Annotated in this window: 14 protein-coding genes and 1 pseudogene; 4 read left to right on the top strand and 11 right to left on the bottom strand. The window is 61.8% G+C overall.

The genetic code is table 11. From position 1 onward, the window contains the following. Positions 1–248, bottom strand: a pseudogene (locus B3229_RS16695) (ABC transporter permease); the annotation flags it as partial. Between the two features lie 24 nt (positions 249–272). Continuing rightward, positions 273–1,187: a glycine betaine ABC transporter substrate-binding protein OsmF gene (gene osmF / locus B3229_RS16690; protein ID WP_048785936.1), complete on the bottom strand. Its 915-nt coding sequence runs from the start codon at positions 1,185–1,187 to the stop codon at positions 273–275. A gap of 208 nt (positions 1,188–1,395) precedes the next feature. Between osmF and B3229_RS16685 the strand changes: the two genes are divergently transcribed. Beyond that, entirely contained in the window at positions 1,396–2,871 is a 1,476-nt protein-coding gene (locus B3229_RS16685) for an MFS transporter (RefSeq protein WP_286872594.1), read from the top strand. 180 nt (positions 2,872–3,051) lie between these two features. On the opposite strand, the gene idi is transcribed toward B3229_RS16685, so the two are convergent. The 3 genes from idi to B3229_RS16670 all read right to left on the bottom strand — a co-directional run bounded on the left by idi (position 3,052) and on the right by B3229_RS16670 (position 6,873). Beyond that, entirely contained in the window at positions 3,052–3,585 is a 534-nt protein-coding gene (gene idi / locus B3229_RS16680; protein WP_277268614.1) for an isopentenyl-diphosphate Delta-isomerase, read from the bottom strand. Positions 3,586–3,703: 118 nt separating this feature from the next. Further along, positions 3,704–5,599 (bottom strand): methyl-accepting chemotaxis protein, encoded by a 1,896-nt coding sequence (locus B3229_RS16675; protein ID WP_048781287.1) that lies wholly within the window; start codon positions 5,597–5,599, stop codon positions 3,704–3,706. A 164-nt stretch (positions 5,600–5,763) separates the two neighbouring features. Further along, complete coding sequence (locus tag B3229_RS16670; RefSeq protein WP_048781286.1) at positions 5,764–6,873, bottom strand: suppressor of fused domain protein; 1,110 nt, start codon at positions 6,871–6,873, stop codon at positions 5,764–5,766. Positions 6,874–7,135: 262 nt separating this feature from the next. On the opposite strand from B3229_RS16670, the gene B3229_RS16665 reads away from it, so the two are divergent. Then, positions 7,136–7,429, top strand: a complete 294-nt coding sequence (locus B3229_RS16665) for a hypothetical protein (protein ID WP_286872591.1) — start codon at positions 7,136–7,138, stop codon at positions 7,427–7,429. Positions 7,430–7,513: 84 nt separating this feature from the next. On the opposite strand, the gene B3229_RS16660 is transcribed toward B3229_RS16665, so the two are convergent. Together B3229_RS16660 and bglX are read right to left on the bottom strand one after the other, a co-directional pair. Continuing rightward, entirely contained in the window at positions 7,514–8,386 is an 873-nt protein-coding gene (locus B3229_RS16660; RefSeq protein WP_048781284.1) for an oxygenase MpaB family protein, read from the bottom strand. Between the two features lie 69 nt (positions 8,387–8,455). Beyond that, on the bottom strand, positions 8,456–10,753 hold the full coding sequence (gene bglX / locus B3229_RS16655; protein WP_048781283.1) for a beta-glucosidase BglX: 2,298 nt from the start codon (positions 10,751–10,753) through the stop codon (positions 8,456–8,458). Positions 10,754–10,910: 157 nt separating this feature from the next. On the opposite strand from bglX, the gene dld reads away from it, so the two are divergent. Then, the gene (dld, locus tag B3229_RS16650) at positions 10,911–12,623 is read left to right on the top strand and encodes a D-lactate dehydrogenase (protein WP_286872588.1); all 1,713 of its coding nucleotides are present in this window, start codon (positions 10,911–10,913) and stop codon (positions 12,621–12,623) included. Positions 12,624–12,723: 100 nt separating this feature from the next. Here the strand turns inward: dld and B3229_RS16645 are convergent, their stop codons facing one another. From B3229_RS16645 to B3229_RS16635, 3 genes are all read right to left on the bottom strand, one after another. Beyond that, positions 12,724–15,162, bottom strand: a complete 2,439-nt coding sequence (locus tag B3229_RS16645; RefSeq protein ID WP_286872586.1) for a DUF3772 domain-containing protein — start codon at positions 15,160–15,162, stop codon at positions 12,724–12,726. 142 nt (positions 15,163–15,304) lie between these two features. Continuing rightward, positions 15,305–16,252 carry a D-alanyl-D-alanine endopeptidase gene (pbpG, locus tag B3229_RS16640; RefSeq protein ID WP_033789124.1) on the bottom strand — a complete coding sequence of 316 codons (948 nt, stop codon included), beginning with the start codon at positions 16,250–16,252 and terminating at the stop codon, positions 15,305–15,307. 222 nt (positions 16,253–16,474) lie between these two features. Next, positions 16,475–17,062, bottom strand: a complete 588-nt coding sequence (locus B3229_RS16635; RefSeq protein WP_286872583.1) for a Yip1 family protein — start codon at positions 17,060–17,062, stop codon at positions 16,475–16,477. A gap of 209 nt (positions 17,063–17,271) precedes the next feature. On the opposite strand from B3229_RS16635, the gene B3229_RS16630 reads away from it, so the two are divergent. Further along, positions 17,272–17,847 carry a DedA family protein gene (locus B3229_RS16630; RefSeq protein WP_033751534.1) on the top strand — a complete coding sequence of 192 codons (576 nt, stop codon included), beginning with the start codon at positions 17,272–17,274 and terminating at the stop codon, positions 17,845–17,847. Here B3229_RS16630 and B3229_RS16625 read toward each other — a convergent pair. Next, the gene (locus tag B3229_RS16625; protein WP_286872580.1) at positions 17,844–18,626 is read right to left on the bottom strand and encodes an SDR family oxidoreductase; all 783 of its coding nucleotides are present in this window, start codon (positions 18,624–18,626) and stop codon (positions 17,844–17,846) included. The two genes, B3229_RS16630 and B3229_RS16625, sit on opposite strands and share 4 nt — an antisense overlap. Positions 18,627–18,736: the final 110 nt, after the last annotated feature.

The raw sequence follows: 18,736 nt of genomic DNA, 5'->3' as shown, positions 1-18,736 counted from the left end.
CACGACGCTCTTCCGATCGCGGGCAGCATCAGCGCCAGCGCCGCGCGCGTCGGGCGCGCCCACAACAGCAGCCAGAGTGCCGCCAGCGGCAGCGCCAGCCAGCCGGCGTCGCTGACCTGACCGAGCATCAGCGGCTGGCCGGAAACCAGCCGGTTCGGCGCGTAGCTGAGGAATGGCAGCCAGTAGAGCGCCAGGCTCAACAGCAGCAACAGCAGCAGCGCTACCGGCTGGCGCCGGGCTGCCAGCATCGCATCCCGCGATAGCGCCATGGTTTACAGCAGCTTCTGCTGCTGTAGCCATTCGCTCGCCACGCTGCTGGCGTCCTGGCCCTCGACGGCGATCTTCGCATTCAGCTGCTGCAGGGTTTTCTCATCCAGCTTGCTGAAGACCGGCTTCAGCCAGCTTTCGATGTCGGGATAGGCTTTCAGCACCGCGGCGCGGATCACCGGCGTCGGCGCATAGATCGGCTGCACGCCTTTGGGATCGCTCAGGGTTTGCAGGCCCAGCGCCGCCACCGGGCCGTCGGTGCCATAGGCCATCGCCGCATTGACGCCGGAGGTCTGCTGCGCCGCTGCCTTGATGGTTACCGCCGTATCGCCGCCCGCTAGCGAGAGCAGCTGGCTCTGCGTCAGCTTAAAACCATAGGCTTTTTCAAAGGCCGGCAGGGCGTCGCCGCGCTCGATAAATTCCGCCGAGGCCGCCAGCTTGAAGGTACCGCCTTTTTTCAGGTAGCTGCTGAGATCGTCAAGCGAGCTGAGCTTGTTCTGCTGGGCGATATCCTGGCGCACCGCGATGGTCCAGGTGTTGTTCGCTGGCGCAGGCGTCAGCCACACCAGCTGATTTTTGTCGGCGTCGAGCTTTTTCACCTTCTCATAGCCCTGACGCGCGTTTTTCCAGGCGGCGTCTTTTTCGTCGTTGAAGAAGAAAGCGCCATTGCCGGTATATTCGGGATAGATGTCCAGTTCGCCAGCGGTAATGGCGCCGCGCACCACTTGGGTGGTGCCGAGCTGGATTTTGTTCACCGTTTTCACGCCGTGCTTTTCCAGCACCTGCAGGATCACATTGCCCAGCAGCGAACCTTCCGTATCGATTTTCGAACCCACGCGCACGGGATCGGCGGCCTGCGCCGCGCCTGTCGCCAGCAGCAGCGCGGCTGCCGTCAATGCCAGAAAACCAGACCTTGCCATGAGGTGTTCCTTTAATTCGGTTATTTGTGAGGTGCTTATAGAGAATAGTCGTTTCGTCATGCATCGCGTAACACATTGCCTGAAGCGTGAAGTGTCGCGCCTCAACTTTTTCATACTGTTATCGGTTCGGTTATAACTGAAAAGAATTTACGTCCAGACGTCTGGAGGGTAAGGTGTCCGTTCACTCACAATAATTACAGACAACATTATGACCGACCTCACTTCATCTTCCGCCCACGTGGCGTTAACAGGGAACCGGCCCGAAGGGGAAACGCAGTGGATCCGCAGCGCGGCGGACGTGTCGCGCCTGATCAACAGCGGCGACGGCGCGCGCAATAACGCGCGCATCGTGGTGGCGATCGCGCTGGGCGGCGTATTTCTCGATGCTTACGACCTCGGCGCGCTGGCGTTCGGCATCAAGGATGTGGCGCGCGAGTTCAACCTCTCTCCGACCGGCACCGGCATGGTCGCCTCCGCCATTACCTTTGGCGCCATTGTCGGCGCGCTGATCGGCGGCTACCTCACCGATAAGATCGGCCGCTATCGCGTTTTTATGGCGGATATGTTCTTTTTCGTGGTGGCGGCGCTCGCCTGCGCCTTCGCGCCCAATGAGTATGTGCTGGGCGGCGCGCGCTTTGTGATGGGGCTGGGGGTCGGCATCGATTTGCCGGTGGCAATGGCGTTTCTCGCCGAGTTTTCCCGCCTGCGCGGCAAGGGCAACAAGGCCGCCAGCGTGGCGATGTGGTGTCCTACCTGGTATGCGGCGATCAGCATCTCCTATCTTCTGGTGCTGCTGCTCTATGCGGTGCTGCCGGAGAGCCACACCGGCTGGCTGTGGCGCCTGATCCTCGGCTTCGGCGCGGTGCCGGCGCTGATTATTATTGCGATCCGCAGTCGCTATATGAGCGAGTCGCCGGTCTGGGCGGCCAATCAGGGCGATCTGAAAGGCGCAGCCGCCATTTTGCGCAGCGGCTGGAATATCAACGCGCAGGTGGCTGAGGATGCGTCAACGACGCCTGTCCAGCCTGCACGCCGCGCCAGCTGGCGCAACTACGGCGCGCTGCTGCGCGGCGTTTACCTGCGCCGCACGCTGCTGGCGACCATCACCTCGGTCGCCTCTTCTTTCGCCTATAACGCCGTTGCCTTTGGCCTGCCGGTGATCATCACCAGCTTTTTCGCCCAGTCGATGCTGACCACGATTCTGGTGTCGCTGGCGCTCAATTTGCTGTTCGCCTTTGTCGGCGGCGTGCTGGCGGTGCGGCTGGTGCCGCGTCTGGGCGCGTGGAAGATGTCGGTGGCGGGCTACGCCTGTCAGTGCGTGGCGCTGCTGGGGCTGGCGCTGATTGGGCGTCCCGAAGGCGGTCAGGAGGCGGGGATCGCCATTGCGATGCTGGCGCTGTTTCTGTTTGGTCAGGGCTTTGGCCCCGGTTCGCATACCATGACCTTCGCTTCGCTCAGCTATCCGACTTCGCTGCGCGGCGTCGGCGTCGGTTTTAACCAGACGCTGATGCGCGGCAGCTCAACCGTTTCGCTGTTTCTGTTTCCGGTGCTGGTCGCCGCGCTGGGCACCGGGGTTTTCTGGGTCATTTTCCTGGCGCCGCTGGCCGGTCTGCTGGCGCTGCTGGCGATCCGCTGGGAGCCGTCGGGCTACGATGTGGACGCGGAGGATTTTGCCGGACGTTAAAAAGCTCGGTCGTGTTGAGTGCTAACGCGGGAGAGAGGGGCCGATCGCAAAGACGCAAAAGCGGCATCCCTGCCAGCTCGGCCCGCCTCTTCCCTGAGGCGGGACGCTTTGCTCTTCGGCCCCTCTCTCCCGCTTGCAGGCAAAGTGCCAGCTGCAAGAAGTTCGACAGACGGTGCATCTTTACGCCGGCATACTCAACGCATTTAAATAGGCGGGTATGCGCGGAAAGGTGTAGAGAAACCAGGGCGTGAACTGCTGCGGCTCCTCAAGCATCGCGCGCTGGATGTCGCTCACCGAGAGATAGCGCCAGTCATCCGCCTCTTGCGGGTTGGGCGTAGGCTGGTCATCGCTGACGGCGAAGTAGACATGGCCATACTCATGCTCGATCAGGCCGTTGCTGAGCGGCAGGTTGTAGCTCAGCTCGAAGACCGGCGTCAGCGACAGCTCCAGACCCATCTCCTCGTATAAGCGGCGCTCCGCTGCCTGCTGCGTCGGCTCCGCCGGATAGGGGTGCCCGCAGGTGGTGTTGCTCCACAGACCGCCGCAGTGGTATTTGCCGCTGGCGCGGCGCTGCAGCAGCAGTTCGCCGGACGAATTAAATACGTAGACCGTGACCGCACGGTGCAGCAGTCCCTTCTCATGCACTTCCAGCTTTTCCATTTTACCGGTGGGACGATCGAGATGGTCGACGAGAATAACTTCGATAGCAGACATGAGGATTCCTTAAGATAACTCTTACTATTTTGGCACATCCCTGCCGTTTCATGCCGCGTGAATTCGTGCGGTTTCGCGCAAAAAAACGGGCTCGCCTGCGCGAGCCCGTGGGTGACGCTTACAGGCGGAAGCTTTGCACCACCTGCTCCAGCTGCACGCTCTGCTCTTCCATCGCCTGGGCGGCGGCGGAAACCTGCTCCACCAGCGCGGCGTTCTGCTGCGTCGTGCCGTCAAGCTGGGTGATCGCTACGTTGACCTGTTCGATGCCCATGCTCTGCTCGCGGCTGGCGGACATGATTTCACTCATCAGCGTGGTGACGCTGCTGACGCCCTGCATCAGTTCGTCCATGGTCTCGCCCGCCTGCTCCACCAGCTGGCTGCCGGCGTCGATGTTGGCCACCGACTCCTCGATCAGCTTTTTGATTTCGCGCGCCGAGTTGGCCGAACGCTGCGCCAGGTTGCGCACTTCAGAGGCGACCACCGCAAAGCCGCGGCCCTGCTCGCCTGCTCGCGCCGCTTCCACCGCGGCGTTGAGCGCCAGGATGTTGGTCTGGAAGGCGATGCTGTCGATGACGCTGATGATATCAACCACTTTACGCGACGAGTGATGGATCTCACCCATGGTGCTCACCACCTGACGCACCACTTCCGTGCCGCGCGCCGCCACCTGCGACGCATTGCCCGCCAGCTGGTTGGCGTGGGTTGCGTTGTCGGCGTTCTGGCGCACCGTGCCGGTCAGCTGCTCCATAGAGGCGGCGGTTTCGACGATCGAGCTGGCCTGATCTTCAGTGCGTGACGAGAGGTTGGCGTTGCCGCTGGCGATTTCGCGCGACGCGGCGGTGATCGCCAGCGCGCTGTCGCCGACCTGACGCATCAGCCCCTGCAGATAGCCGATAAAATGGTTAAAGCTCTGCGCCACGGCGTTGAACTCCGGGCTGTTGCTGGTCGGCAAACGCTGAGTCAGATCGGCCCCGCCCTGCGCCAGCGCGTCGATGTTGCGGTGCAGCACGTTAAGGCGCTGCATCATCGAGCGGATAAAGCCCAGCAGCACCAGCAGCAGCACGATCGCCAGCGGGATCTGCACCAGGCCAAGACGCGTCAGCATGCTGTGCGCCTGCGCGGTGAGCAGGCTGGTCGGCACGTCGCTGGCCAGATACCACGGGCTGCCAGGGATAGCCTGCAGGAACAGCGTATGTTCGCCATCCTCGCCGTCAAAGGTCGTTTCGGTCGGCTGCGAACCCACGCCGCTCAGCAGGCCCTTCAGCGGCGCCGCCATCGGCAGTTGCAGATCGGTCAGGTTTTCCAGCTTCGGCGTGCCGTCCACCAGCGCGGCGTTGCCCACGACTTTGCCGTCGGCCTCGACGATCAGCACGCGTCCCTGAATGGCGTCGCCCATCTCTTTCGCCAGATGGTTGAAAAAGCCAAGGGTGACGTCGATGGTGGCGACGCCCCAGACGGTGCCGTCGCGATAGATCGCCATGGCGCAGTTGGTGCGCGGCTGCGGGCTGGCGGCGTCCTGGTAGGCTTTCGCCCAGGCGCACTGCCCTTTCGGCGCGGCCATGCCGTCTTTGTACCAGGGTTGCTCCCAGTATTTGTCGGCGGCGTCGGAGTTCCAGTAGGTGTTGACCTGCAGCTGGTTGCTGGCGTTGCGCGCAAAGAAGCTGCTGTCTTTCTCTTTCGCCGGGTCGCGACGGTTAGGCAGCGGCCAGATGCCGCCGCCGAAGACGTTACTGTCCTGATACTGGTTCACCAGCGCTGGCAGCATCTGATCGATGGCGGGACTCTCCATGACGCTAGCGGCTTCGGTGATGGCGCGCTGCTGCGCCTGCACGCGGTTCATCTGTTCCACGATGCCGGTCGCCAGCGCGTCAACCTGGTAGCGCACCAGCTGGCTCTGATTCGCGGTCAGCTGCGGCGCGATAAATTGTTTAATCACCACTACAGTGATGAGCATCAGAACGAGAAAAAAGAGTACAAGAACCGCAGTAAAGCGGGACTGAGTTGTTTTTAGCATCTGCTTTCCCCTGGCAGAAACGGCGCGATTGCCTGATCAGGGTTAACGGCGCAGCAGCAGCTAACTTGAGATGCGCGAGATCACAAATTTAACAACTCGTTGAGGCAGGTGATTATTTAGTCACTAACGACCTGGCAGCGCGCTGGACAAACAGCGCGCCGCCGTCAGATTTCGCTCTCCACCACCTGCTGGCGCGGACGGAAAATATGGTTATTGCCCGCCGCCATCAGCAGCTCCGCCAGCTGCTGACCGCCCAGCTCATCCGCCTGCGCGAACTGGCGCTCCGCTTCGGTGATCGGCGTCGCCCACAGCAGGTTAGGCCGATCGCCGTCGCGCTTCGGCAGGTTAAACTGCGCGCTGTCGTCCGCCAGCGCGTTGGCCAGCAGAAAGCTTTCAAAGCCGACCGGCGCCACTTCCGACGCCAGCGTATGGCCTTCGCCCAGCCAGGTGAGGCGCGCCCAGGGCAGATGAGCGAACTCCGCCAGCGCGCTCGCCATCTGCACCGCATTGCCTTCGGTCATCACTTCGCCATCCACCGCCATCGCCAGCTCGACGCGGCGATACTGCGGCGCCAGTTCGTCGAACAGATAGTCGACCTGCGGCATCGGGCGAATGCTCATGCCGAGGGTAAGGAAATACCACACGCCCTGATGCCAGTGCTGGGAGATCGCCATCGGCGGCCAGCTGCCCTGATCGATGGCGTAATACTTCACCGACTCGCCGAACTGCGCCTGATAGCGCTGCAGCAGCGCCTGCTGCACCCGATCCCACTCGTTGCCGTCGTGCCAGTCGCGCCAGAACTGACGCTGATGCTCCGCGCGCGCGTAGTAGTCGTTGGTGGAAGCGGAGCCGAGCGGCGCGGTCAGCCGGTTTTTTTTGATGCAGCCGGCAGAGAAGCTGACCTGTTTATCCTGGTAGAGGCTCCAGCCGGGGATCACCGCCAGCAGCTGGCCGTAATACCACAGCGCCGCGCCATCGTCGCTCGGCTCCCACAGCACCTGCAGGCCCGCCGGATCGAGCGGCGGCTCCGCCTCCAGCGTGCGGCAATACTCGGCGCTGAGCAGCGGCGCGATGCCCTGCTCCATCGCCGCGCGATCTTCCTGCGCCGGCGCAGGCAGCAGATTGCGCAGCCAGCAGCCGCGCACCGCATACTGGCTGCGGAACAGATCCGTTGGCCAGATGTAGAAGTAAGCGGTGCGCTCATCCTGTTCGACAATCGCCGTCAGTGTATGTTGCTGATTGTGGACCTCAGCAATCAGAGGTTGGTAAGTCATAGCGCCTCGACAAAGCTTAGGGATCCATTTCCCCGAGATTAAAGCAGGATCCCCACTGCCGCCACGTGAGACAAGGGTAAAACTCTCAAAGTCGGCGCAATGCGCCTGCGCAAGGGTAAGCAAAAGTAAAGCGGGGAACGCGGCGCGGCGCGGAAAAACGCAACGCCGCTAAAGAGTGGGCGGCCCGGATGGTGAAAGTCTATTCGCGTTTCTGAGGCGCAGCCGCGTGCTAAGGTCGAGCTACCCTTTTTATCGGAGGCGCATGATGCAGCCCGTTACCGATTTCGCCTGGCGCGAGCTGGCGGTTCTCGCGCTTTTTCTCTGGCTTCTTTATCGCTACACCACGCTTACGCTTGCCGTCACGCTGATAGCGGTCGGCCTGGCGGCGCTTATCCTGCTGCCTGTCGACCTTACCTTCGGCCTGCTGTCGCTGGCCGCCATCGGCGCCGGACTGGGCCTGCTGGCGCACCGCCTGCAACAGCGCCGGACGGCACAGCAGCGGCAGACGCGCGCGCCGCGCAGCTATACCCGGCCGCACGACGAATTTCATCGTTAATCTTCGGTTATCTTTCCTGCCGCCGCGCTGTTAAGCGACGGCATAGCGTCGCCAGGCTGGCGTGCGGAAAAAGTTAAGAAAGCGTTAAGGCTGGCGTCCCATGCGCAGCATGGCGCGATGGTATGCGCCGCGCGTGATCGACCAGCGCAGGGTTTTCGCCAGCAGCCGCATCTCGGCGTCGAGCAGCGCGCGCGACAGCGGGCTGAAGCGGTAGCCGGACATCTGCTGCGCCCAGTCGGGCAGCAGCGCCATGCCCGAATTCAGCATCACTTTCATCGCCGGCTTTGCCTGCCAGCCTGGCGCAGGCGCCTCGCGCAGCAGGCGCGTCACTTCGGCGGTGCGCGCGTCATAGCGCAGCTCGCCGCGCATATCCTGCAGGTATCGCCCCACCGCCTCGACGCTTTTCGGCACGCCGGCAGCACCCAGCGCTTCGGCAATTAGCGCCGCTTCCTGATAGTAGCGATCCTGCTCCGCGAGGCTGAGCTGCGGATTTTTAAAGCGCAGATGAGCGGCGAGAAAGGCGCTGGTTTCGGCGACGTGCACCCAGGTAAGGAGATGCGGGTCGCTGGCGGCGTAGGGCTGGCCATAATTGTCGACGCCGCTGACGCGCAGATGAATGTTTTTAATGCGCTCAATCAGCAGACTGGCGTCGTGACGATTGCCGAAGGTCGTGACGGCGATGAACTGGCTGGTGCGCCGCAGGCGACCCATCATATCCTGGCGGAAGTTGGAGTGATCCCAGACGCCCGCCAGCGCGGAAGGATGCAGCATCTGTAACAGCAAGGCGCTGATGCCGCCGCACAGCATGGCGGGAAAGTCGCCGTGCACGCGCCAGATAACGCTGTCGGGGCCGAACAGGCCAGGGTCGCCGGGCGGTTGCGAGATATCGAACTCATTAAGCGCCAGGCCGTTAACGCGAAACACCTGGTTCTGGATACGGTTGCGGATGCTGTTCATAAGGTTGCGGTTGGCCTGGTGTGCCCGCGTCTCCCGGCCGCAAAGCCGGGAGACGCGTGTCGTGCAGCGTCAAAGATAGTCGAACTGCGCGTTCTGGGTGCGTACCGAATCAAGTCCGATCATCACATTGAACTTGCCTGGTTCCGCTACCTGCTGCATCTGCTGGTTCCAGAACTTCAGCGCGTCCACGTCGATCTTAAAGCTGACCGTCTGCGATTCGCCTGCTTTAAGCATAATCCGCTTAAAGCCGCGCAGCTCGCGCACCGGACGGCTGATCGAGGCGACCGGATCGTTCAGGTACATCTGCACTACCGTCGCGCCGTCGCGGTCGCCGGTATTGGTCACCGTCACGCTCGCCTCCACCGTGCCGTTGCGCGGCATCGTGGCCGCCGACATTTTCACCGGCGAGACGCTGAAGCGGGTGTAGCTCAGCCCGTAGCCAAACGGATAGAGTGGGCCGTTTACTGAATCATAGTAGTGCGAGGTGTATTTGTTCGGCTTGGCGAAGTTGTAAGGACGGCCGGTCGGCAGATGGTTGTAGTAGAGCGGGATCTGCCCCACCGAGCGCGGGAAGGTGATCGGCAGCTTGCCGGACGGGTTGTAGTCGCCGAACAGCACGTCGGCGATGGCGTTGCCGCCTTCGGTGCCGCTGAACCAGGTTTCCAGCAGCGCATCCGCCATGCGATCTTCATTCACCAGCGTCAGCGGTCTGCCATTCATCAGCACGATCACCAGCGGTTTGCCGGTGGCCTTCAGCGCCGCCAGCAGCTTCTGCTGGCTGGCTGGAATAGTGAGTTCGCTACGGCTGGAGGCCTCATGCGCCATCCCCTGCGCTTCGCCGACCGCCGCGACCACCACGTCCGCCTGCTTCGCCTTCTCCACCGCCTCGTCAATCAGCGCCTGCGGCGAGCGCGCGTCCACCGACACCGCCTGCTCGTAGAGGTTGAGGAAGTCCTGAATGCCTTTGTTGTCGCTGATGTTGGCGCCTTTCGCGTAGAGCAGCGTCGCTTTGCCTGCGGTGGCGTTACGCATGCCCTGCAGCAGGCTCACCGACTGCTTCGCCACGCCCGCTGCCGACCAGCTGCCCATAATGTCGCGCTGGCTATCCGCCAGCGGCCCAATCAGCGCAATGGTGCCGGCGCGCTTCAGCGGCAGGGTATCCAGCCGGTTTTTCAGCAGAACGATGCTTTTGCGCGCCACGTCGCGCGCTTCGGCGCGGTGCAGGCGGCTTTCGGCGTTGGTGTCCTGCGGATCGCTCTCTTTCGGGCCGAGATGGCTGTAAGGATCGTTGAACAGCCCCATATCATATTTGACGTTCAGCACATGGCGCGCCGCGTCGTCGATCTCCGCCATGCTTACCGCGCCGCTCTTCACCAGGCCCGGCAGATATTTGCTGTAGTACTCGTCGCTCATGCTCATATCGATGCCCGACTTCAGGGCGACGCGCACCGCATCTTCCGGATCGGTCGCCACGCCGTGCTTGAGCAGCTCTTTAATCGCGCCGTGGTCGCTGATGGTGATGCCTTTGAATTTCCACTGGTCGCGCAGCACCGTTTTCAGCAGCCAGCCGTCGGCGGTGGCGGGCACGCCGTTAAGCGAGTTAAGCGCCACCATCACGCCGCCGCTACCAGCGTCGAGCGAGGCTTTATAGGGCGGCAGATAGTCCTGGAACAGGCGCTGCGAGCTCATGTCTACGGTGTTGTAGTCGCGGCCGCCCTCGATGCCGCCATAGGCGGCGAAGTGTTTGACGCTGGTCATTACCGCATAGCGATCGGCGGGGCTTTTGCCCTGCATCGCCTTCACCATGGTGCTGCCCATCTGCGAAGAGAGCCAGGTGTCTTCGCCGAACCCTTCGGAGATGCGGCCCCAGCGCGGTTCGCGGCTGACGTCCACCATCGGCGCCCAGGTCATGTTTAGCCCGTCGTCGGCGGCTTCATAGGCCGAGACGCGTCCGACCTCGCTGACGGCGTCGAGATCCCAGCTGGCGGCGAGCCCCAACGGGATAGGGAAAATGGTGCGCTGGCCATGCACCACGTCATAGGCGAAAAACAGCGGAATTTTCAGGCGGTTGAGCTGCATCACCTGATCCTGCATGGCGCGAATATCCTGACGCGTCACGGTATTGAAAATCGCGCCGACCTGACCTTTCTCTATCATGTCGCGAACCGCTGATTTCGGGGTGTCCGGCCCCACGCTGATCAGCCTGAGCTGGCCGATTTTTTCGTCCAGCGTCATTTTGGTCAGGAGTTGATTAACGAAAGCGTCGCGCGCCTGCGCGTTCATGGGATGCGGTCCCGTCAGCTCGTCGGCCAGCGCGGGTTGCAGAGCGAGTGAGACAGCGAGACTAACAGAGTAAATCCATTTCATCAGGTCGGGTTCTCTTAAGTAACTGCGCAATATCGAATAAACAGGCGGCAGTGTGCCACAAGTTGAGGATAGCAGGTAGCCGTCAGCGTCACACTGCGCCGCGCTTTTCCCTGACGTGCTACAGTAATGGCGCCATGTAATGACAAGGGAGTTGCACATGATCCATCCAGCGTCTCATTCCGCTTTACTCTCCGATCTGCGCCGCCACGTTGGCGCCTCCCACCTGCTTACCGATCAGGAGCAGACCGCGCGCTACCGCAAAGGCTTTCGCTCCGGCGAAGGCGAGGCGCTGGCGGTAGTCTTTCCCGCCACCCTGCTGGAGCTGTGGCGCGTGCTGCAAACCCTGGTCAGCGCCGACGCCGTTATCCTGATGCAGGCGGCCAATACCGGTCTGACAGAGGGATCGACGCCCAGCGGCAACGACTACGATCGGCCGGTGGTGATTATCAGCACGCGACGTCTCGATAAGCTGCAGCTGATCGACAACGGCAAACAGGTGCTTGCCTTTCCCGGCAGCACCCTTTACCAGCTGGAGAAAACGCTGAAGCCGCTTAACCGCGAGCCCCATTCGGTGATCGGCTCCTCCTGCATCGGCGCCTCGGTGCTGGGCGGCGTCTGCAATAACTCCGGCGGCTCGCTGATCAAACGCGGCCCGGCCTACAGCGAGATGGCGCTGTTCGCCCAGGTAGACGAGCAGGGCAAGCTGAAGCTGGTGAACCATCTCGGCATCGATCTCGGCGCCTCGCCGGAAGAGATCCTCGGCCGGCTGGACGATGAGCGCTGGCGAGCGGAAGATGTGCAGCACGACGGACGCCACGCCTCCGACCCCGACTACGCCGACCGCGTGCGGCACGTCGACGCCGATACGCCAGCGCGCTTCAACGCCGATGCGCGCCGGCTGTTTGAAGCCTCCGGCTGCGCGGGCAAGCTGGCGGTGTTCGCGGTGCGCCTGGACACCTTCCCCTGCGAACCACAGCAGCAGGTGTTCTATATCGGCACCAACGATCCGGCGGTGCTGAGCGATATTCGCCGCCATATTCTCGCCCACTTCACCCATCTGCCGGTGGCGGGCGAATATATGCATCGCGATATTTACGACATCGCCGAAGTCTACGGCAAAGATACCTTTCTGATGATCGACAAGCTGGGCACCGACAAGATGCCGCTGTTTTTCACGCTGAAGGGCCGCGTTGATGCCTGGCTGGCAAAGCTGAGCTTCGTTAAGCCGCACCTGACCGATCGCCTGCTGCAGCGCGTCAGCGCCCTCTTCCCGGCGCATCTGCCGAAGCGCATGAAGCAGTATCGCGATAAATACGCGCATCACCTGCTGCTGAAAATGTCCGGCGCGGGCGTCGAGGAGGCGCGCGACTACCTGAAAGAATATTTCCGCGAAGGCGGCGGCGCCTTTTTCGAGTGCGAAGGCAAAGAGGGCGCGCACGCCTTCTTGCTCCGTTTCGCCGCGGCGGGCGCGGCGGTGCGCTATCACGCGGTGCACGCCGACGAGGTAGAAGATATTCTGGCGCTCGATATCGCGCTGCGCCGCAACGATCGCGACTGGTTTGAAACCCTGCCGCCAGAAATTACCCAGTCGCTGAGCCATCGCCTCTATTACGGCCACTTCTTCTGCCACGTTTTCCATCAGGATTACATTGTGAAAAAAGGAGTGGACGCGCACGCGCTGAAAGAGCAGATGCTGGCGCTTTTAGAGGCGCGCGGCGCAGAGTATCCGGCGGAGCATAACGTCGGCCATCTCTATCGGGCGAAGCCGCAGCTGGCGGACTTCTATCGTCGGCTCGATCCCACCAATACCTTTAATCCGGGGATTGGCAAAACCAGCAAGCGCAAAGGCTGGGCGGTGAAGCAGCCCTGAGAAAGCGGCTTTCTCTGATGAAAGGAGTTGTGCAGACGATCTGGGGCGCCGACGCGGATGAGGATCAATCCTGTCACCCGCGTCGGCGCCCTTTGCGGGCTTAAGGCTGCGGATCGGCCGCCTGCTCCGCCATCTGCTGGCGGCGCTCGATAATCATGGTCTGCGGCGTCGACAGCACAATGCCCTCTTTGCGCAGGCGCGTCAGAATATCGAACAGCAGGTCGCTCTTCGCGCCGGAAATTTGCCGCTGGCTGGCGACGTTGCCGGTGACGCTCAAGATGATGCCCTGCGACGTCAGGTCCTTAAAGGAGACCGACGGCTCCGGCGTCTCGAGAATACGTTCGTTCTCGTTATAGACCTCAAGCAGCAGCTCGCGCACCCGCACCGGATCGATATTGAGCGGGAAAGTCAGCGTAATGGTGACCACGCCCTGCGCATTGCCCATGGTGGCGTTGCGCACGTTCTGCGAGATGAACTGCGAGTTCGGCACGATCACCGTCGACTTGTCGCCCAGCTGGATCTCGGTGGCGCGCACGTTGATGCGGCGGATATCGCCCTCAATGCCGCTGATGGTCACCAGATCGCCCACCTTCACCGGTCGCTCGGTCAGCAGGATCAGGCCGGAGATAAAGTTCTTTACGATCTCCTGCAGGCCAAAACCGATACCCACCGACAGGGCGCTGACGATCCACGCCAGCTTGTTCCACTGCAGGCCCATAATCGACAGCGTCAGCAGGATCACCAGCACGTAGCCGATATTGCTGAACAGCGTGATCAGCGATACGCGCATGCCGGCGTCCATGGTGGTCTTCGGCAGGAAATCGTTGTCGAGCCAGCGACGCACGCTGCGCAGCACGTAGATCCCCACCACCAGACAGATAATCGCGTTGACCATGTGCGCCGGCACGATGTTCAGCGACTCCAGCCCTTTGCCGCCCCAGAACTCAATCGCTTTTTGCAGCAGCTCGATCGGCGTCGACGAGGCGAAGGTGCCGTTAAGCAGTGCCAGCGCCACAAAGCCGATCAGCAGGGTTTTACCCAGCGCGGCCAGCAGCGTCGCCGCCTGCTGCAGATGGCGCTCATCGATGTTGAGCGAGGTTTGCAGCCGTCGGCCGGTCAGGCTGTTGACGGAAAAGAGGCTTTCGCAGCCGTCGCTAATCAGGTGGCTGAGGAAGTAGAAGGAGCCGAACAGAATGCCGCACCACACCACTTCGTAACTCAGGAAGCGCGCCAGGGTGACGTAGCCGATAATCAGCGACAGCAGAATGGCGACCGCGGTCAGCGTCAGCGCCATCTGAATCAGTCCTACCAGCGTTGAGCGCACTTCCGGCGCATTGCCCTCGTGCGCCATACGGCGGCGCACGCGGTTGGTGCGCATGCTGATCGCCAGCGCGGTGCTGCCGATCAGCAGCGCCGTCAGGCCGTTGGCGAAAATCGTGGTGTTCAGGCTGGTGCCGACGGTGTAGTTAAAGTTCTCTACCGTCTGGAAAATAAACACCAGCGCGGCGGTAATTGGCGGGAACGGCTTCAGCGCCATCGCCACCTCGTTAGAGATGGCGGGCAGACGCCAGCTCGGACGCCGCGTGGAGAGAAAAGCGCGTCCCAGACCGGCGATCAGGCCGCAGAAGACGCTGAGCTTCACCAGACTGACCACGAAGTCCTGCACGTCGCCGGAGACCTCATCGCGGCGCGCGAACGCCAGCGCGGTAAAGTTAAAGGTCAGCACCACCGCCGCCAGCGTGGTCAGGGCGATCGCCGCGGCAAGGAAGCTGCGGCGCAGCCGCCCTTCCGGCATCTTGTGGATGCTGATCCAGGCGAGGAACTCTTCGCTGTAGCGGCGTCCCAGCGTCATCACCAGCATCGCCGCCAGCAGCCAGGCGACGGTGCCGAAACGGTAGCCCGGCTCCCACGACAGCGCGGCGGTGTCCTGCAAATCCTGCAGGAAGCCGTCGATTTTCTCGTTATCCAGATCCTGCTTCACAAACAGCGGCGCCCAGAAGCGCGGACCGAGAATACTGCCGGAGTTAAGCGCCAGCTGGGTTTTCATCAGATCGCGGCGCAGGTTGGTGATCTGCGACGAGAGCATCAGGGCGCTGTTTTTAATGCCCTCCGCCTGCTTAATCTGATCGTCCAGCTTGCTCTTCTGCGACTCCAGCGAGCTGCGCTTGCGGGTCACCTCCGGCGTCTCTTTCACGCCGCTGTCCGCTTTAGGCGCGGGGCCCAGCACCGCCAGCTGCGCGTCGAGCTGCTGACGCTGCGGCTGCAGCGCCTGCGCAAGCGTATCGGCGTTGCCCGACAGCTCCAGCGCCAGCTCGTTAAGCTGCGTCAGCTGGTTTTCGTTGGTCTGTCCCGACACCTGACCTTTGATCTTGTCGAGGACCTTCTGCATTTTCGGCAGTTCAACCGCCGCGTTCACTTTGGGCGCGGCGTCAGCTTGCTGCGCGGCATCGGCCGCATCGTCGTCTGCCATGCTCCAGGCGGGGAACAGCGCCGCCGTCAGCAGCATCAGCAGCGGTAAAAAGAGGCGTAACGTAAACATATAGAGGTTCCAGCACAAATTCAGGCGATCGACCATCGCGTTGGCGCGTAGTTTAGGGTCAGGCGCACCGGGAAACTATAGGAATGGTGGCCGTTGTCGTCGAACAGGTTGCGGCGTCCGCGCGCGCGGACGCCGGTAAGGGTTATTCCACGACCGCCGCGCCGTGGACGTTGTTCACCACCAGCCCCGCTTTCTGCTTTTTATAGGCGAGCGCCGCCGCCGGCACCGGCGCAGCCTTGCCGGTTTCCAGCCAGTCGCGCAGACGGTTGGCGTCGGCGAAGTGGGTATATTTGCCAAAGGCGTCCAGCACCACCAGCGCTACCGGCCGGTTATTGATCGTGGTGCGCATCGCCAGGCAGTGGCCCGCTTCGTCGGTATAGCCGGTTTTGGTGAGTTGAATGCGCCAGTCATTTTTATAGACCAGATGGTTGGTGTTGCGGAACGGCAGCGCATAGCTGGGATGGGTGAAGACCGCAGTCTGTTCTTTCGTGGTGCTCAGCTCGCCCAGCAGCGGATAGTCACGCGTGGCGCGCAGCAGCTTAACCAGGTCTTCCGCGCTGGAGACGTTTTGCGTCGACAGGCCGGTCGGCTCGACATAGCGCGTATGGGTCATGCCCAGCGCGCGCGCTTTGGCGTTCATGGCGCGGATAAAAGCGTCGTAGCCGCCGGGATAGTGATGCGCCAGGCTGGCCGCCGCGCGGTTTTCCGACGACATAAGCGCCAGCAGCATCATATTGCGGCGGCTGATTTCGCTGTTGAGCTTGACGCGGGAGAAGACGCCGCGCATCTCAGGCGTGTGGCTGATATCCACCGAAATTCGCTCATCAAGCGGCTGCTTCGCATCCAGCGCCACCATCACCGTCATCAGCTTGGTGATAGAGGCGATAGGCCGTACGCGATTGGGATGGCTGGAGAACAGCACTTTCCCGGTGTTGAGATCGACGATCATCGCGCTGCCTGAGGCAATTTGCGGCTCGGCGACCGGCGCGAGCTGAGAAAGTGACGTAGCCGCCTGCGCGGGCGCGATAGCCGCCTGGCCGCCGAACAGCAGCGCCAGCGAAAGCAGTGAATAGCGAATGGTTACAGGCATCTTTTAAAAAGACCGATTGAGATAGTACGCCGTGTTTTACACAGGCCGCCCGCCGCTAAGCCGACCACGCGGAGGCTGGCAGCAGCATAATACGCGGAAGCGTAAGAAATTTCCTGGCGAGAATGTTTCCGGGCGTTAAAAAAAACGTCCTGGACATCGCTGTCACAGGACGCTTTGCGCGGCGGCGCGCTTTATCCGCCGCTGGCACGGTTGGCCGGAGAGTTAAAACAGCCGCGGCCCGTAGCCCCATAGCACCACGGTCAGCGCCAGCAGCACTTCAAATACCAGCACGCCAATCGCCAGCGTCGAGCCGGAAAAGCGCAGGCTTTCGTCACGGTCGATATTCAAAAACAGCGGAATGCCGATATAGAGCAGATAGCCGGTGTAGACCAGCGCCAGCGCGCCCGCCAGCACGCAGAGCCAGACCAGCGGATAGAGTGCCACAATACCGCTGAGAAACAGCGGCGTGGCGACATAGCCAGCGAACACCGTACAGCGCTGCACGCTGGGCCGCTGCGGATAGTCGCGCGCCATCCAGTAAATGACGCGGCCCATAACCGCCACGCCGCCTAAAATAAGCAGATAAAAGAGCACGCCGAGCGCAATGCCGGTCAGCAGATTAAGCTGGACAAACTGCCCTTCGCCCAGATTCCAGCCCAGCTGCGTAGTGCCGATAAAGGCGCAGATCACAGGGATCGCCGCCATCAGCAGAACGTGGTGGGTGTAATGGTGCGAAACGCTTTCATTCTCTTGCTTGATATCGCGCATTTCCCGATCGGGATGCGCCATAAGACCCCAGACATGGTTCATATCATCACCTCGCAGATGCGAAAGGCCGCCCAGAACCCGCGTCGCCGATCCCTCAGGCAGCATTCCCTGAAGTATAAACGGCATTGCTGCTTTTGTAGCCAGCGCGAGGGGATCAGGCGAAAAATTGTGATCGAACGAGCCGGCTGCCTGAAGGATTGGCCGAAGCGGTATAGAATGTATGAATCGCTGACCGAACAGGGAGTTTACTTTTGCATTTCGATATCAACGGATTAATTACGCAATATGGCTATCTGGCGCTGCTGATCGGCTGTATTGCCGAAGGGGAGACCTTTACGCTGCTGGGCGGCGTGGCGGCCCATGAGGGGTTGCTCAACTTTGTCGGCGTGGTGCTGGCGGCGATGGCTGGCGGCATTATCGGCGATGAGCTGCTCTACTGGATCGGCCGTCGCTACGGCACGAAAATTCTGCGCAAGCTGAAAAAACATCAGGACAAGGTGCGTAAAGCCAACCGGCTCATCCAGCGTCATCCCAGCCTGTTTGTTATCGGCGTGCGCTTTATGTACGGCTTTCGCATTATCGGCCCGATTATCATCGGCGCCAGCCACCTGAAGCCGCTGAAATTTCTGCTGCTCAATATTATCGGCGCGGCGATCTGGGCGACGATTTTCGTCGCCCTGGGCTACTTTGCCGGCGGCATTATCGCCCCGTGGCTGCACAAACTTGACCAGCACCTGAAGCATATTCTGTGGCTGGTCGCGGCGGTGGTCTTCGCCTTTGCCCTGCGCTGGGTGATCCGTCGCTGGAACACCCGCCGCGCCGGTTAAATATCTTTCCCGCCGTAAAATTGCGGATTGGCCAGCATAAAGCCGCCGTCGACGATAAAAGATTGTCCGGTGGTGTAGCTGGCCCACTCAGAACAGAGCCAGGCCACCAGGCTGGCGATTTCACGCACGTCGCCCGGCCGTCCAATCGGGATCTCCGGCGTCTTGATCTTCTGCGCGTCGCCGTCGCCCATGTTGTTCATCGGCGTGGCGATGGCGCCGGGCGCCACCGAGTTCACCAGAATATTGTGTTTGATCAGGCTAATGGCCATCGATTTGGTCAGGCCGCCCATGGCGTGCTTCGCCGCCGTGTAGGCGACGGCGTCGGGCAGCGGCGTATGCTCATGCACCGAAGTAATGTTGATAATGCGTCCGCCATCGCCCTGCTCTACCATTTTGCGCGCGGCGATCTGCCCGCAGATAAAGGCGCCGTCGACATCGACGCTGAAGACCTTGCGCCACTCCTCAAACGGCGTGTCGAGGAATTCAGATTTGGCGTTTGCCCCTGCGTTATTGACCAGCGCGTCGATACGGCCCAGCTTGTCGATCAGCGCCGAAAGCGAACGGCCGCCCTCTTGCGGATCGGCGAGGTCGAGGTGGATCAGTTCCGCACGGCGGCCTTTGTCGCGCACTAAACGCGCCGTCTCCTGCGCGCCCTCTTCATCGGAACGCCAGGTGATGCCGAGATGGTAGCCTTGCTCCGCCAGCATCAGCGCGCTGGCGCGGCCAATGCCGGAGTCAGATGCGGTAACGACGGCGACTTTGTTCTGTGGTGTGGTCATGATTGCCTCCTCAGGGTATCGGGTAAGCTGAAGTATAGAAGCAATCCGGTGATGTCCAGCCGCAGCCGCTGATGCCGCTTTGTCTATAGTTAACAGATTGCCCGCTATGG

Source organism: Pantoea sp. UBA5035, from assembly GCF_002415245.1.
Lineage (GTDB): Bacteria > Pseudomonadota > Gammaproteobacteria > Enterobacterales > Enterobacteriaceae > Pantoea > Pantoea septica.
Note: the sequence above shows the minus strand (reverse complement) of the source record. Positions and strands in the feature narration are given on the sequence as shown.

Bases quoted from the DNA above. Each gene is read 5' to 3' on its own strand.
- B3229_RS16635 (WP_286872583.1), bottom strand. From the start codon at position 17,062: ATGAACCATGTCTGGGGTCTTATGGCGCATCCCGATCGGGAAATGCGC.
- osmF (WP_048785936.1), bottom strand. From the start codon at position 1,187: ATGGCAAGGTCTGGTTTTCTGGCATTGACGGCAGCCGCGCTGCTGCTG.
- B3229_RS16685 (WP_286872594.1), top strand. From the start codon at position 1,396: ATGACCGACCTCACTTCATCTTCCGCCCACGTGGCGTTAACAGGGAAC.
- bglX (WP_048781283.1), bottom strand. From the start codon at position 10,753: ATGAAATGGATTTACTCTGTTAGTCTCGCTGTCTCACTCGCTCTGCAA.
- B3229_RS16665 (WP_286872591.1), top strand. From the start codon at position 7,136: ATGATGCAGCCCGTTACCGATTTCGCCTGGCGCGAGCTGGCGGTTCTC.
- B3229_RS16670 (WP_048781286.1), bottom strand. From the start codon at position 6,873: ATGACTTACCAACCTCTGATTGCTGAGGTCCACAATCAGCAACATACA.
- B3229_RS16625 (WP_286872580.1), bottom strand. From the start codon at position 18,626: ATGACCACACCACAGAACAAAGTCGCCGTCGTTACCGCATCTGACTCC.
- pbpG (WP_033789124.1), bottom strand. From the start codon at position 16,252: ATGCCTGTAACCATTCGCTATTCACTGCTTTCGCTGGCGCTGCTGTTC.
- B3229_RS16645 (WP_286872586.1), bottom strand. From the start codon at position 15,162: ATGTTTACGTTACGCCTCTTTTTACCGCTGCTGATGCTGCTGACGGCG.
- B3229_RS16660 (WP_048781284.1), bottom strand. From the start codon at position 8,386: ATGAACAGCATCCGCAACCGTATCCAGAACCAGGTGTTTCGCGTTAAC.
- B3229_RS16675 (WP_048781287.1), bottom strand. From the start codon at position 5,599: ATGCTAAAAACAACTCAGTCCCGCTTTACTGCGGTTCTTGTACTCTTT.
- dld (WP_286872588.1), top strand. From the start codon at position 10,911: ATGATCCATCCAGCGTCTCATTCCGCTTTACTCTCCGATCTGCGCCGC.
- idi (WP_277268614.1), bottom strand. From the start codon at position 3,585: ATGTCTGCTATCGAAGTTATTCTCGTCGACCATCTCGATCGTCCCACC.